Annotated in this window: 11 protein-coding genes and 1 pseudogene; 3 read left to right on the forward strand and 9 right to left on the reverse strand. The window is 60.3% G+C overall.

All coding sequences use genetic code 11. The features are described 5' to 3' along the window. Nucleotides 1–38 precede the first annotated feature (38 nt). On the forward strand, nucleotides 39–233 hold the full coding sequence (locus tag DC522_RS29860) for a hypothetical protein (RefSeq protein ID WP_116532128.1): 195 nt from the start codon (nucleotides 39–41) through the stop codon (nucleotides 231–233). A gap of 104 nt (nucleotides 234–337) precedes the next feature. On the opposite strand, the gene DC522_RS29870 is transcribed toward DC522_RS29860, so the two are convergent. From DC522_RS29870 to DC522_RS29895, 6 genes and pseudogenes are all read right to left on the reverse strand, one after another. Then, entirely contained in the window at nucleotides 338–778 is a 441-nt protein-coding gene (locus DC522_RS29870; RefSeq protein WP_165820378.1) for a transposase, read from the reverse strand. A gap of 206 nt (nucleotides 779–984) precedes the next feature. Continuing rightward, a pseudogene (locus DC522_RS29875) lies at nucleotides 985–2,180 on the reverse strand (IS256 family transposase). A 211-nt stretch (nucleotides 2,181–2,391) separates the two neighbouring features. Next, nucleotides 2,392–3,465, reverse strand: a complete 1,074-nt coding sequence (locus DC522_RS29880) for a DUF2399 domain-containing protein (RefSeq protein ID WP_116532131.1) — start codon at nucleotides 3,463–3,465, stop codon at nucleotides 2,392–2,394. Then, nucleotides 3,462–7,781, reverse strand: a complete 4,320-nt coding sequence (locus tag DC522_RS29885; protein WP_116532132.1) for a hypothetical protein — start codon at nucleotides 7,779–7,781, stop codon at nucleotides 3,462–3,464. Before DC522_RS29885 ends, DC522_RS29880 begins: the two co-directional genes overlap by 4 nt. Beyond that, a complete protein-coding gene (locus DC522_RS29890; RefSeq protein ID WP_116532133.1) occupies nucleotides 7,778–8,524 on the reverse strand; it encodes a hypothetical protein in 747 nt (248 codons plus the stop codon). Before DC522_RS29890 ends, DC522_RS29885 begins: the two co-directional genes overlap by 4 nt. Continuing rightward, a complete protein-coding gene (locus DC522_RS29895) occupies nucleotides 8,521–10,098 on the reverse strand; it encodes a hypothetical protein (protein WP_133239408.1) in 1,578 nt (525 codons plus the stop codon). The genes DC522_RS29890 and DC522_RS29895 overlap by 4 nt, the downstream gene beginning before the upstream one ends. A 212-nt stretch (nucleotides 10,099–10,310) precedes the next feature. On the opposite strand from DC522_RS29895, the gene DC522_RS29900 reads away from it, so the two are divergent. Continuing rightward, the gene (locus tag DC522_RS29900) at nucleotides 10,311–11,156 is read left to right on the forward strand and encodes a WYL domain-containing protein (RefSeq protein ID WP_133239409.1); all 846 of its coding nucleotides are present in this window, start codon (nucleotides 10,311–10,313) and stop codon (nucleotides 11,154–11,156) included. A gap of 291 nt (nucleotides 11,157–11,447) precedes the next feature. Here DC522_RS29900 and DC522_RS29905 read toward each other — a convergent pair whose 3' ends face one another. Next, nucleotides 11,448–11,762, reverse strand: a complete 315-nt coding sequence (locus tag DC522_RS29905; protein WP_047190527.1) for a hypothetical protein — start codon at nucleotides 11,760–11,762, stop codon at nucleotides 11,448–11,450. Nucleotides 11,763–12,016: 254 nt separating this feature from the next. After that, nucleotides 12,017–12,238 (reverse strand): recombinase family protein, encoded by a 222-nt coding sequence (locus DC522_RS29910; RefSeq protein WP_116532136.1) that lies wholly within the window; start codon nucleotides 12,236–12,238, stop codon nucleotides 12,017–12,019. A 232-nt stretch (nucleotides 12,239–12,470) separates the two neighbouring features. On the opposite strand from DC522_RS29910, the gene DC522_RS29915 reads away from it, so the two are divergent. Continuing rightward, nucleotides 12,471–12,947 carry a transposase gene (locus tag DC522_RS29915; protein WP_371680865.1) on the forward strand — a complete coding sequence of 159 codons (477 nt, stop codon included), beginning with the start codon at nucleotides 12,471–12,473 and terminating at the stop codon, nucleotides 12,945–12,947. A gap of 531 nt (nucleotides 12,948–13,478) precedes the next feature. Here the strand turns inward: DC522_RS29915 and DC522_RS35535 are convergent. Then, the coding region (locus DC522_RS35535) for a hypothetical protein (RefSeq protein ID WP_205769844.1) at nucleotides 13,479–13,742 on the reverse strand (264 nt) is incomplete at its 5' end.

A 13,742-nucleotide genomic window follows, 5' to 3' on the forward strand; every position in this document is an offset into this window, starting at 1 on the left:
GGGGCAGCCGTTAAGAGGGTCCCCTCCGGAAGGCGGCGATGAAGCCAATCGACAGCCGTGCACGTCGAGCCGAGACCACGGGCGACATGACATTGTCACCGGAACCGCTGACGGATTGGGTTGATGCGCGGGAGAGTAGGGAGATGCAGCCCATCTCCTATGCTCGACATCAATTCCTGCCCGAGATCATCCGGCATGCGGTCTGGCTTTATTTGCACTTCACGCTCAGCTGAGGAAAACACCCGACACAGTGCGGCGCACCCGATCATTGAAGCCCTCAGCTGAGTTGATGTGAACCCGACCGCGGGCATATTCGCGAGCGGAATGGGAGACGGTGTCATGGGCCGCGAAGGCGCTGCCTATAATGGCACGAATGCTTCCAATCATCGCTCATCAAATGAGCCCTGGGATCAACAGCCTCCGTGAGCACCCGGTTGGCCTCGGACTCCGATAGATCTTCGATAACCGTGGCATGCGCCTCTCTAGGCGAGGCATCAATGCTCAGATCCGGCGGTCTCTGCACGACCACAAGTGCCGGTGTTTTCAAGGTTTTGGACTCGCTTTCGCTTCCACGACCGGGCGGCGATCGGTGCATCTCCCGCCGCGGCTTGCCACCACGATAGAAGCCGTCGATCTCGACCGTCCCATCCAAGGCCTGCTCGCGCCCGACCATCAGGCGCAAGACATGGCCCATGCGCCAGGCTGTCGGCTGGCTCACACCGAGCGCTTCGGCCAGCGGATGGAGGAGATGCCCTTGTCCGACTGCAGCATCAGCCACAGGCCGGGGAGCCAAGTCCGTAGGGGCAGCTTGGTGGCGTGCAGAGCTGTTCATATTGTGACCGTGAACTGAAACCGGCAGGTGTCGCTTGAGCATTGATAGAGCCCGGGCCGTTCTCGCCTCCCGCTCTCCCCGGCTGTCAAGGCAATGGAGCGGCGATATTGTGTGCGTCAAGTTCTGCAAAGCCGGGCGGCCGGTCAGGTTGGTTAGGCGGCTTCGCGAAGCTGATCCTTTTCGTGCTCCCTCAGGTCGTCCATGTTGAGATAGCGGTGCGCTTCGAGCCAGTTCTCATGGGTCTCGACCGCCAGTGCCCGCACCAGCCGGCAGCATGAGGCCGCATTCGGGAAGATCCGCACCACGTAGGTGCGCCGGCGGATCTCCTCGTTCAGGCGCTCAAGCATGTTGGTGCTCTTGAGGTGCTTATGATGCTGACTCGGCAAGCGGTAGAAGGTCAGCGTCTCCTCAATCGTCTCGTCAGCCCAGACGACCAGGCGCGGGTAGCGCGTCTCCCACTTGGCAATCCAGGCGGCCAGATCCCGTCGGGCCTCCTCGACCGAGCGGCGATCGTAGAGCCAGCGCAACTCCTGCAGGCAGTCATCATCGGCCTTGCGCGGCAGGTGATCGAGGGCGTTCCTGAGGAAGTGCACGTAGCACCGCTGGTAGGCTGCTTCGGACAGCACCTTGCGGATTGCCGCTCTCAAACCGGCATGATCGTCCGCCACCACCAGCTCTACCCCGGACAGCCCGCGCTCGCGCAGGCCCTGGAGAAAGGTTTTCCAGGCGGACTGGCTTTCCCGGTTGGCCATCTCGACGCCGAGGATCTAGCGCCGCCCGTCCCAGTCGATGCCGACCGCAATCAGCACCGCCTGCGAGGTGACGAGGCCGCCCTCGCGCCCCTTCTCGTAACGGGCTCCAGGATCAGGTACGGGAACGCCTCCTCGAGCCGGCGCGAGGCGAACTGGGCCAGGCTGTCATCGAGGCGCTTGCTGATCGTGGAGATCGCTGAGGCCGAAAAGCTGTGGCCGCACAGCTCCTCGGTGATCGCCGTGACCTTGCGGGTGGAGACGCCCGGCACGTACATCTCGGCGAGCGTGGCCACCGGCGCCTGCTCGGAGCGCTGATAGCGCTCGAACAGCTCGGTGGAGAAGCGCCCGCCGCGGTCCTGCGGCATCGGCAGCTCGAGCTTGCCCACCCAGGTGACCAGCGTGCGGCTGTAGTAGCCCGAGCGGTAGCCGAGCCGGGCTGCGGTGCGCTCGCCTTTCTCGGCCTGGAGCGCATCGCTCATCTCGGCCTCGAGCATCTCCTGCAAAGCGGGGCGCACGATCTCGCGCAGCCCGTCCGGGTTATGGCTCAGAAGCTCCTTGATGGCAGCGGCGACAGCTTTATCCTTGGTGCTGGTCATGGTGGGGCTCCTCTCGGAGGGCGTGACGTCGAACATCACCATCCTGCCATGACCGCCCCACTCAGGCGATTTGCAGAACCTTCACTACACTACTCATTGAACGGACAAGTGCTTGGCAAGAATTGTCGTGACCGGTTCAATGGTGGCAGGGTGCGACCGGAGGAGAAGATATCCTCGGCAGCTTGCTCGCTATGTCTCCCGGAAACGCAGACTACTGTGGGTAGGATTGCCTTATTGTCATTTTAGCGGCCGTGTCGCCGATCCGCTGCCGGAGAGCCGTGGTCACCTGAGGAACGTCCAGCACTTCCTGGGCCACCCGGTGGCCGCGCTCGAACAGCGAGGCAGAGTCGGCCCTGAGCTCTTCCGGCAGCCAAGCGATTGCGTCGCCAACGGGCTGCTGCTGTGTCGCCATCGGGAAGGGCGTCATCTCAAGCATGACCCGATAAAAGGCAGACGCCGGGTGAAGGGCCATCCCTTCCTTGGCGAGTTCGGCATGAAGATTCGCTGCGATCCGAATGCCCTCTGGGTCGAGATCGCCGGCGTACTCAATCCTGTTCGCCTGGCATGCGCTGAGGGCACGGCGCAGGGATAGGGCCGAGATCGTCCGTTTGGTCACCCGATTGCCGCCGCCCCAAAGGACGGAACGATAGACACTCAGTTCTCGGTTCAAACTGGCGATCAGGTCGTAGGCATGGGCATTTTCGACAATGAGGACGGTCGTACTTGCGGCCGCAGCATCCTCCCGTACGAGGGGGAGGTCGGGATTGTAGGCACCGATCAGGGATAGGGGCGCTTGGCCACAGATCGTATTCCCTTCGATGAGGCCAAGCCGGTCAAACGCTTTCTCGTCATTGAGGATCTGGGCGCTCCGGATGCGATACGGCACCATGCGGTCCCATGGCCCTCGGTTCCGGGCGAAATGGTCATTGATTGCCACGAGAGCATCACGTTTCGCACTGGCTTGAATCCGCGACGCGAACGCGAACTCAGGCGTCCAAGCCGCTTCCGACCGTTGTTTCCGCTCCTTCGGGACCGCCCTTAGGGAAATCTGGTGGGGCAGGGGAGGAACCGTTGACCGGTCCCAAGCCTCCTTGTTGCGGATCGAAGGAAGCCGGATCGATCCGTTGCCCTGCAGGTCTTCCAATGCCGTTCGCAGGCGCCTTGGGAGCTGCTTGTCGCTCTCCAGGAACAAGCACCGTGCACAGACGAGGAGCTCGGCTCGGATGACCGTCTGGCGCCTGCCCTTTCGCAGCTCGGCAAGAAGCCGGATCGCATCAGACATCATGCCGCCTCTGGCAGCGGCTTGCGCTGATAATCCACCGGTCGAACATGGATCTCAGAGCCATCCGGCGTTCTAAACCGGCCCATCACGACGTGGTACGGGAACATCTCATGGACATTGTGATCGATGACACCCGTATAGGCGATGATCTGCACATCCATCGCCTTCAGGACAGAGAGAGTGCTCCTCCAGAGATCCGGACTCGTGAGGGCTCCGAGAGGGTTATCAAGGATCAGCACGGCACAGCGCCGCATCGGCTTTCTGAGAGCCTTGGCCCGCAGGCGCGCGATGCCGGCAAAGAACATCATGCCGACCGACATCTTCTCGCCGCCGCTGTGGGTCATTTTGTTATACGGGTCATATTGGCCGTCAACGAGCGTGGGTTTGAGAACCTGAGTTCCCATGTCGCTGCCTGTAAGCTTCAGCATGAGATCGACCAGAAGATGGGCTCCATCCCTCGGAGTCCGCTGATCCCGAGCCATCTCCAGAATGACAGTCGCCATAACACGGTCCCGGGCTTCCTGCGGGATGTCGACGACCCCGGTCCGGAACCTCACGATGGCCTTTCCAGGTTGGACGGGCGAATCGTCCGGAATGCGCACATTCATGACATCACGAAGCATCCTGAAGCCTTGTCCGACGAACCGCTTGAGAAGATCCGTCAGGAGATCGATCTGCCGATGAAGGTTTTCGACGTCATCCTTGATGCTTGCAATCCGGTCGAAGACAAGCCCCTCCAACTCATCGCCGCTCTGGAGCAGGGCCTCAAGGGAAGACGTCCTGATGTTCTCGGCAACCATTGGATCGACACTCTTGAAGGTGTCGGACGTCACCTGCTTCAGGATCGATTGGGAAATTTCGGTGGCATCCTCCTTCCACTTCCGGGCCGCCTCGATCGCCCGGTCCCTGTGCTCCACCATCTCCTTGAAGTGTTTCATTTCGGCGCCGAGGTCGGCAATGGCGTGTCCGTCGGGAAGGATGTGAGCGAACCCTGCCGGTAGGTTATCGGACCAATCCTTGACACGTGTCCGTTGCGTCCTCAGATCGCTGATCAGGAGCGCCACGGCCTTTTCTTTTTCGTCGATTGCCTCACGGCGCCTTAGCTGTGCAGCGGCCTCGGCGCCGAACGCTTGGGCTGCGACCTGTGCGTCCTCCGGGTTTTCATAGGGAAGGTCTGGATAGCGTGAGATTTTCCGTTCTTGCCGGAACTTGTCGTGGGCGGTTTCGACCTCGTGCAGAGCCCTAAATGCGGCCCTGACCTCCGCGTCGTGACTGGCTAGTCTCTTCCTGGCCCGTTCGGTCAGATCGTCGAGGACATGAGCCTCTGGCAGGAAACGCATGCCATCCTGCCGGGTGATACCCTCGCGGTTACAGAAGTCGGCAATTTCGGATTGGATGGCTTCCAAGTTCTCAACCAGGGAGGATTCCCGTACGGTCAGGCCCGGATCGATGCCGCTCCGCTTGCGGTCAAGATCTTCCTTCTGACGCACCCAGGAGGCCTCCGCATCCTCAACAGCGAGATCAGGAACCTCCGCGGGCGTAGCGGCATCGCCCAACCGGACCAACTTGGCGTCGATCTCTTTAAGAGACACACCCAGTTTGACCGAACGCTCGAAGGCCGTCCGCTCGATAGCTGCCCATTCGGCAATCCGGTGCTCAACGACTTCCAGCTGCTCCTTGATCCCGCTGATCTCCGCATAGATCTCGGCGAGGCGTTCTCGAGCCGTAGCGGCCTTTGCCTCGATATCGCGAAGTCGCAGGAGGTGCTTGAGAGCCTGCCGCCTGTCCTCCGTTTTCCGCTCGTACTCGCGCACGGCATCCTGAAGCTCGCCGACCGTCTGGGTCCTCTGGGCAATTTCCTGCCGGACCTGGTCGGCTTCTCCTGTCAGATGTTCAATCCGCGTCTCCGCCGCATCGAGGGCCGCTCGTTGATCATCGACCCAGCGCGGTCCGTAGGTTCTCATCCAAGTCTCGACCAGAGCGCCGATCCGGACGAAAGCCTCAGCCTCGATCCTGAGGCGATTCCCCTCGGCACTCAGGCGCTGCCGCTCGGTGGCGGTATCCTCGGCCAATCGGACAGCTGAGGATCGAACCCAGGCTGCATCATCCTGCGGCCCCACAATGATCCGTTCAGGATCCTGATCCGGCACGACATCCCGGGCGACGGAAATGGCAACGTGAGAAAGGATGTCCGGCGTCTCTCGCTCCAGGATCGCCGTGGCCTTGGCAAGGTCGGCCGCAGTGGGAACAACGATGTCCAGGCGCAAAGGATCGGCGTCGACGATCGCGCGGGCCTTCGTCGGATCCAGGACGGTCTGGGAGAGCCAGAAGCCGCCCGCCTTGGCCTCCCGGAGCCCGGCACGGTGAAGCGCCTCCAAGATGCGCTGGGCGTCAGGCCGATCAAAGGCCACCCCGTAGGCTTCGACCGCCTTTGCCATGTCCTCCTTGCGTCTGAGGACAATTTCACCGGCAAGGATTTCCCGCTGCAGGTCTTCGGCGCGCTCCCGCAGCGTTTCCTGAAGTCGCGGCAATCCTGGGTCAACCGGCCCTTCGAGAAAGCGGGTAACCTCCTCGGACATGTTACATTGCGCCCGAAGGTGCTCTTCGCCTCGCAGAGCTTCCTGGATCTGGGTCTTGCGTTGGCGGGCTTCCTCGATCTTGGCGTGAAGCTCGCCGCTCACGTTCTCAAGGGAGGCGATGGCCTCGCGCTCTCGGACAATCGCCCCAGACCACTCGCTCAGCGCAATTCGGGCTGCTTCTTCCTCCGCCTGGATCCGTTTGATCGCGCCGGTGGCCGTTTCGCTCTCCTGCAGATGCCCGTCCGCGATCCGTTCGGAACGGGCCCGCTCTGCTTCGGCCACGTCACTCTCGGAGCGTACCTTTTGCCCCTCAAGATCCTGCCGGCGTTTTACCAGGGCACGGGACGCGTTGCGAGACTGCTCCATCTCTGCGTTGGCATTCTGCCTTTCACTGTCCGCTGCCTGGCGTTGATCCTGAAGGGAAACCTTCCGTCGGCAGAGGATCGCGATCAGAACGCCGCGGGCACGGGCCTCGGACTCAATGAATGGCCGTAGACCTTCTTCCTGCTCCTGAAGCTTGTTTCGAACGTCCCGGAGATCCTCCGCGGTCTTAGCCTCTCTCGCCAGAAGACGAACAAGGCCAAGAGCTGCGATCTCCCGCTTGACAGTGGTAACGGCGCCGATAGCGCGCTCATGCCGTTCTGCGGCATCGGCACAGGTCAGTTTGTAGAAGGTCGACCACGAGCCTTCGCCCTGTCCTTGCATTTCCTCGTAGCGTTCGGAGGCATTTTCTCGTTCGAGCGTGAGGTGATCGATCGTCTGAAGGCCTTGCTGGATCTGCCCGTCGAGTTCGAACTCGGTTGCCCGCATCCGGGCGACGATCCGTCCCATGGAAACGGTCGAATCCTCCCGTTGTTTCATGGCGCTGTTGTATTCTCGGGCCGCTCTGCTGAAACGGCTGGCGTTGTCATGCAGAACGGTCAGCTGCTCCATTGCCGCCTGTCGGGGCTCCATCGATCGGATCTTTGCGATCCCTTGCGAAAAATGTTCGTAGTGGGAGGCAAGTTCGTCTTCCTCGAACAGGCTTCCCGTGAGCGCTGTCAGGAATTCCCGCTCGGTGCGGTATGAGAAGAAGCCCATGTCGCCATTGCTCTCGCGGCGATTGACGTCGACCAGCATTCCGAGCAGCCGCAGGTCGATGCCATGGCTGGCTGCCATTTTCTGCCAGCGGTCCTGACGGTCTTCATGATCGAAAACGATATCGCCGCGCCCGCGCATGTGCTTGATCCAGGCCTGGATGTCCCTGTGCGAACGAAGTTCCGGATAGGCACCTTCCTCTCCGGAACCCGGCAGGGTCGCGAGCACGTCGGCGGTGACCAGATCGGGCAGGGGCTCGATCACAAAGAAGTCACGCCTGAATTGTCCTTTCCCCTCGGCTTCGCGCCGGGTAACGACATAGCCCACGATGACGATCCTGTCCGCTGTCGCCGTGCTCGGGACGATGAACTCCATCGCGACCATGCCGGGCAGGCCATCCTCACTGAAGTAGTCGGAGAAATAGCGCGCCTGTCCGCCGTCGGAGTCCTCCTTTGCGATGGCCGGCAGGAAGCGGCGGAGCGACGGCTCGAAGGTGGCCAGTCCCAACGAAATGTCGGTTGTCTTGCCGCCGCCGTTCTCGAGCTCCATGATCGTGAACGGCTCAAGGCCGATCTCCGGCTTGAAAATCTTCTGAATCTGAGGCGGACGCCAGGACGTCGCCTGCCCGACGTTGCACAGGTAAATGCGACGGATATGGCTCATGAACCCGACTCCTGCTGCGACTGGCTGTATTCACGGGCGACGGCGTAGAAATGAGGGACAATGCTCTCGCGCATGGCGGCGGGGAGCTTGCGGGTCGGGTAGACCCGTTTGTCGTCGGTGCTCATGTACTTGAGGTATCCCCAGTCGACCATCAGAGCGATGGCGAGGGCAATGACCCCTTCCACGGTATCCGGCTTGCGGCTTCGGGTCTTTCCGGATGGATCGGGCTCCACCTCGCGAATGTCGAGAATCCCGCGCCAGAGCTGCTCCGCCGGCCGGTCATCGCTTTCCATCGTCGCGATGGATTTGCAGGCATCCACGAAATCCTGTGCAATCTCCAAGGTGCTCCTCGGCGGCGGCAGGTGCTTTGGATCCTCGACCGTGTCCGAGGTCGGATAGAAGCATGCCGCGACAAACGGAATTCCAGCCGCGATCGCACCCCTGATCAGGGGAGAGGCTTGCGACCAGCGCGGGATTTTCGAGAGCGACTGGGTCAGGCGGCAATCCTTTTCGGCGACATAGAGGAGGCCAAAGGGGGCTTCGCAGGAAAGCACGCGAATGTCCTTTGCCCGCGCGACATCGTTGACGCAAGCCTGCATCTGACCGTCGTCCTGATAGCGGTGGACCAGGGCTTGGTAGGCGGGATCCGATGGTCCGCCGGGGTGCAGAAGCGCACTGTCCACGAGCCGAACGGCCGCCTCGAACGCTGAAATGGCTCCCACCTCGTCTCTGGTAAGACTCATGATGTTCTCCGGAGCGGAAATACCAGGCGCTTTCCCTCGAAAAGATCATTCTCGAATTGGCCGTCGATGACAACGTCGCGGCGGGCCTTCCGGGCGCCCATCCCGTACAGTCCATACAAAAGCATGCCGGCAACACGCCGGACTCTGATGCTGGAGGCACGAGCGTCGATGCGGGCGAAGATGTCGTCCATTGTGAGATCGCCGGGTTCCGCGAGAACCCTCGCGACGATCTGTTGGGCCTCATCCCGTTCTTCGGCGGAGAAGGATGACAACGACCCAACAGGCTGATCGGCGACCTGCCGCATTCGGTCCGGCACGATGTCCTGTTCGACCTGATCCCGCAGGGCCACCAGAAGACGGTCCAGATCGAAGAACCTGATCGGATCAATCGGTGCCATGGTCCGAAGGATGCCGGGAATGGTCCGGTCCATTGCCTCGACTGACATGGTTAACAATGACGTCGCGACTTCCTTCGGGTCCGGGAGGTGAGCCCTCCGCCGAAACCGGAAAGCTGCCGCCTGGGCATCCATGAACTTCTGATGGGCTGAGTTGAGTTCCTTCAGGAGGAGGTTGATCGCATTTCGCTCCTCTTCAAGATCTTCCATGAACTGATCGAGACGGGTTGCGGTTTCCGTCTCCTGGACCTCGCCTCTGCGTTCGATCACGATCTCTCGAAGCCGCTCATGATCGGTGATCCGCTTCTCAAGATGGGATCGTGCGTCTTCGACGGGCGCTTGAAGGTCAGCCTGCCAGGACACCGCCCTCGCATTCGTCAAAAGATCCGAGATCAGATGTCGAATCCGCAAATAGATGCGCCGGGCGAGGCCGCGGGCCTCACGCGAGATCCGTTCAGCTCTTTCCATCTGGCCATGCCGGATGGCCTCTTCGACGAGTTTATGGAGCGCTCCTTGAAGGTCGCGATCAAGGTCGTGGTCGGCCAGCGCCCCATAGACTAGGACTGCTTCGTCGCTGACGCGATAGCGGTATTCGCCGCTCTGGGATCGTGTATACTCAAGATAACGGAATCGGAGTTTCTCGATCGTTCGGCTGATCGGATCGAAGACATTGACCTCGAACCGTTTATCGACGTCTTTGGATCGTTGGTTTTCGAGAATCTGGAGCGTCAGCGTCGCAAGCTGTACCAGGACAGGGTGACTGATATCAGGCCATTGCTCAAACACGGCCTCGGCAATCATGCCCCGAAGCTGCGAATTCGTCGGTCCGTCGTCGAAGGTATTCAACAGGGCGACGTCACGGATGAGACGCAGGCCGATGCGGTAGCCATCCAGTTCCATTTTGTGTTCGGATGCGACCTTGGAAAGACTATACTCGAGATCCGCCAAGGGCTGAACATAACGCAGTCCTGCCGCCCGACGCTTCAGATCGAGGCTCGCAGCCGGTGTGTCGCGTCGAGCCGCGCCCCTGGCAGCCATTAGGTCATCAGACCATGCGGCTGGGCTTTCGACGGGCAGCTCTTGAGGGGATGCCCGCGAGCCAAAATAGGCGAGCAGGTCTTCTTGAATGGCGGCTGTGCTCGCCTGCCCCTCTAGATGAAGGTCACTTCGATCATCCATGGTTCCAAACCGTCCTGGTGAGGAGGTCGCGCCCCGTAACAGCGTCTAAGATGCTATATCGGCAACGCGGCGATCCGAAGCATTATTTCCTGACTTGCAGGATTCTGCTCTGTTGGATTGGGCGGAAGCGACGGTCATCGAGCAACTCCTGCGAGTTTCACATGTGGTCGGTCTCAGGGTATCCTTCGGCTCGATTGAGGACCATCCAGTCAATGGAAGACACAAATTTTTTTCGTCGGGGCGAGCGCCAAATCCGGGAGAGATATCGCTTTATTAACGATATGTTGGCGTGGACGGGTGCGGTTCGAAGCGCTGATCTCAGGGAGGAGTTCGCGATCTCCCCACAGCAAGCCTCGATTGATCTGCGAGGATTTGCGCAGGAAACGCCCGGCATCACCTACGATGAAGGCCGCAAATGCTGGGTTCGCGATCAAGCCTTCGACCCTTCGGCGGCGGGGGACCTTGAGGAATTTCTAAGCCGATATCCGAGCATGCGCCATCGCCTCGGCTTTGAAGAATTAATCCTTCCGTGGCAATCCGCATCGGCTAGCATCGTGCAGACCTTGATGGCGTCCCGTCTGGGCCGAATTCCTGCCTTGATCGAGTATCAATCGATCACCAGCGATATGCCAACGAAGCGTGTTGTCTGCCCTCATACGTTCGTGGTCGATCACTTGATCATGCGGTTCAGGGCATATTGCCGAAAGGCTGCCGCGTTTCGCGACTTTCGCGTCAGTCGTGTCCGATCTGCATCCCTGATCAATGATCAGGGATGGGTGGATGGGGCTGCTGATCGGGAGTGGTTTGAGTTTGTCGAAGTCAGGATTGCACCCCATCCCGACCTGACTCCATCGCAAGCGATGATCACGATGGATGAAATCGGCCTGCCGGTCTTTGGCGGAACAGTGAGGATTCGCAAGGCCATCCTTCTTTATCTGCTGGATGGTCTTGGTTTGCTTGAGGCCGTTCAAGCCGGGCACGGAAGGCCGGATAAGTTCGCTCGCTATGTCTGTGAAAACCCAGGTGAGCTGATGCTCTTCTTGCCGAAGCGTGCGTGAACGGTACAAACGAGCCACCCACTAGCCCATCCAAGCAGAACGCTACGGCGACTGTCTAAGGTGCCCCTGTACAGAGCCAGAACCTGCCATCACAGCCATGACTGATCCCCACACCGTGAGAAAGCGGACCTCGTGGAATACAAGGGCTATCAGATCGGAGAGCATGAGGTCTCCTGAGGCAGCCCGTGAGAGGCCCCCTCCAAAAGGCGGCATCAAGCCCGATCAGCGGCAGTGCAATGAGAGCCAGGGTTACGGACGGCATCGTTGCCCCACAATCCCTTATGCTCTCGTTCACACCGGAATCTTGCTGGCTATCGTGGTCGCAGCTTCCGGGCTGAATCCGACCTCCATCAGTTCCCCCTCAAGGTCATCAAGACTGCAGGGCTCAAGGGTGATCGACGCTCCGGAGCCGTCCCGTTTGAAGTCGGAGTTGTCGCCATCCTCCTCTTCCAGCACGCCGGGATAGTCATCAACGGAGGTGGTCGTGACCCGAACGGGTGGACCCTCATCCTCGTTTCCGTCGGCCGCCTCATAGCTCTGGTACACCTGCACGGTAACTAGGCGGCCCTCAATCTCGTCCTCGAAGACCGTCTGCCATTCGTCCATGTTCCCCTCCTGGATCATGTGCCGGGCCATGCTCCGCCGACTGTAGGGTTCGTTTGGCTGGAGGGGCGCAAATTACCGCTCCCAGACCCACAGTTTGTTACCTATAGGGCTGTAGTGCTGCAATGCTGTGACATGCAACTGCGATGGTATCAGAGCGTCGTTTCACTATTGCATTCCATCGCAGTCACTCCCACATATCTTATTGCGGAGGCTAGCCCGCAACCCTTGACCGCCTCCGTAGACTTCAGCCCCGTTCAGACAGATCCCGACGGGGCTTTTTCATGGCCCATGATCCGCATCACCTGTGTTGGCGCCCAGTCCTTGCGTCGGGACGTCTTGATGTGCCGCGCATTCAGAGCGGCCGCAACCTGGCGCAGGGACGTGGCGCCGCTCGCCTGGATATCAGCCGCCCGCCTCTTGGCCATGGTACTGTCAAGCTGGCGGGAGATGGCGGTCTGTGGCACGGTCTTGGACATGAGCACGACGTCCAATCCGTACCGCAGCTACCGTTTACCGGCTGAGATCATCAGCCAGGCCGTCTGATTGGATCACAGCTTCGGCCTGAGCCTGCGCGAGGTCGAACTGATCCTCGCGGCACGAGGGATCGTGGTCAGTGACGAGACCATCCGCGAATAGGGCCTGCGCTTCGGGCGGGCTTATGCCAACACACTCAAGTGGCGCCGGCCGCAATCAGGTGATCAATGGTTCATGGACAAGGTGTTTGTGCGTATCCGCGGCAAACTCCACGACCTCTGGAGAGCCGTTGATCAGCAGGGAAACGTGCTCGATGTGCTGGTCCAGAGCCGCCGCAACCAGAATGCCGCCAGGCGCTTCTTTCGCAAGCTGCTGAAGGGCTTGCGCTACGTGCCCAGGATTGTCGTGACCGATAAACTCGGATCCGATGGCGCGGCCGAACGCGAAATCCTACCGAGTGTTGAACATCGGCTAAGCCGCTCTTTGAACAATCACTGTGAGGTGTCGCGCCCACCGATCCGAAACCGTGAGCGCCCCATGAGGCGGTTCACATCAGCCCGGCATGCCCAGCAGTTTCTCGCCACGCACACTCCGGTCAATAATCCCTTCCAACTCCGCAGTCACTGTCTCTCCGCCGATGAGTACCGCGCCGCCCGCGATCGCGCCTTCCCCACTTGTCGCGATGCGACAGCGACTGATCTCGTCGTTTGACTTGAATTGGCTTGGCGGCCGCGCCATCGGCACCTATCTCTATCCGGCCTCAGGTTAACAGTACCACCTCCGCCAAGCATTGGCAGCTTATTGTAGAGGCAAGAAGCTGATCTCATGCTTCTGACGAACGGCATTAACACGTCAGAAGGTGTTCCGGAGATAGTCAGAACGCAGGACTATTTCAGATCAGAGCCTGAAAGCAACAATCGATTTGAATGTTGACGTTCGCCGACCAAGCTCGTAGGCCCCCCGTCTTTGCCAAGTTCATAACCAGCGTATGAGATGAAGCGGAATCCAAAACCCTTCTCTGTCGAGATCAAGAAATCCCGCGGTCCCAACCAACGTCATCAACTCCTGTCAAGACGCCTGTTTGAGATGGTACCGGTCGAGACCACACAGGTCTTTCAGAAGGAACAGCTGCAAGCAGTGGCTGAACCGGCGGCCGCCCCGCGCATTCTGCCGAGCATCGTTGAGCCGGTGTGGCGTAACTCCGAGGCCGCTGAGCCTGTCCGTCGCACGCGCCGTTCGGGATCAAAGGCCGATCAGGGTCAGAGCGAGCTTGATCTGAATCCGCTCGCCGCTGATGGCACGAAGGACGCGCCCGCAGAAACGTCCGTGATCCTCGACGCCGTGTCGCAGATGGACGCTGGTGTCGTTGAAGACGCCGCAGTACCTGTGCATGGAGTTATTTCGGAATGTGGGTGATGACGGTGTGAGCAGGGCGACGTATCGAGGCGGGTGTCGAGCCTGCCAGAACCTCTTCAAGAAGAGCGATACGTCATGACCGAGACTACC

This window comes from Microvirga sp. KLBC 81, from assembly GCF_003075415.1.
Classification (GTDB): Bacteria; Pseudomonadota; Alphaproteobacteria; order Rhizobiales; family Beijerinckiaceae; genus Microvirga.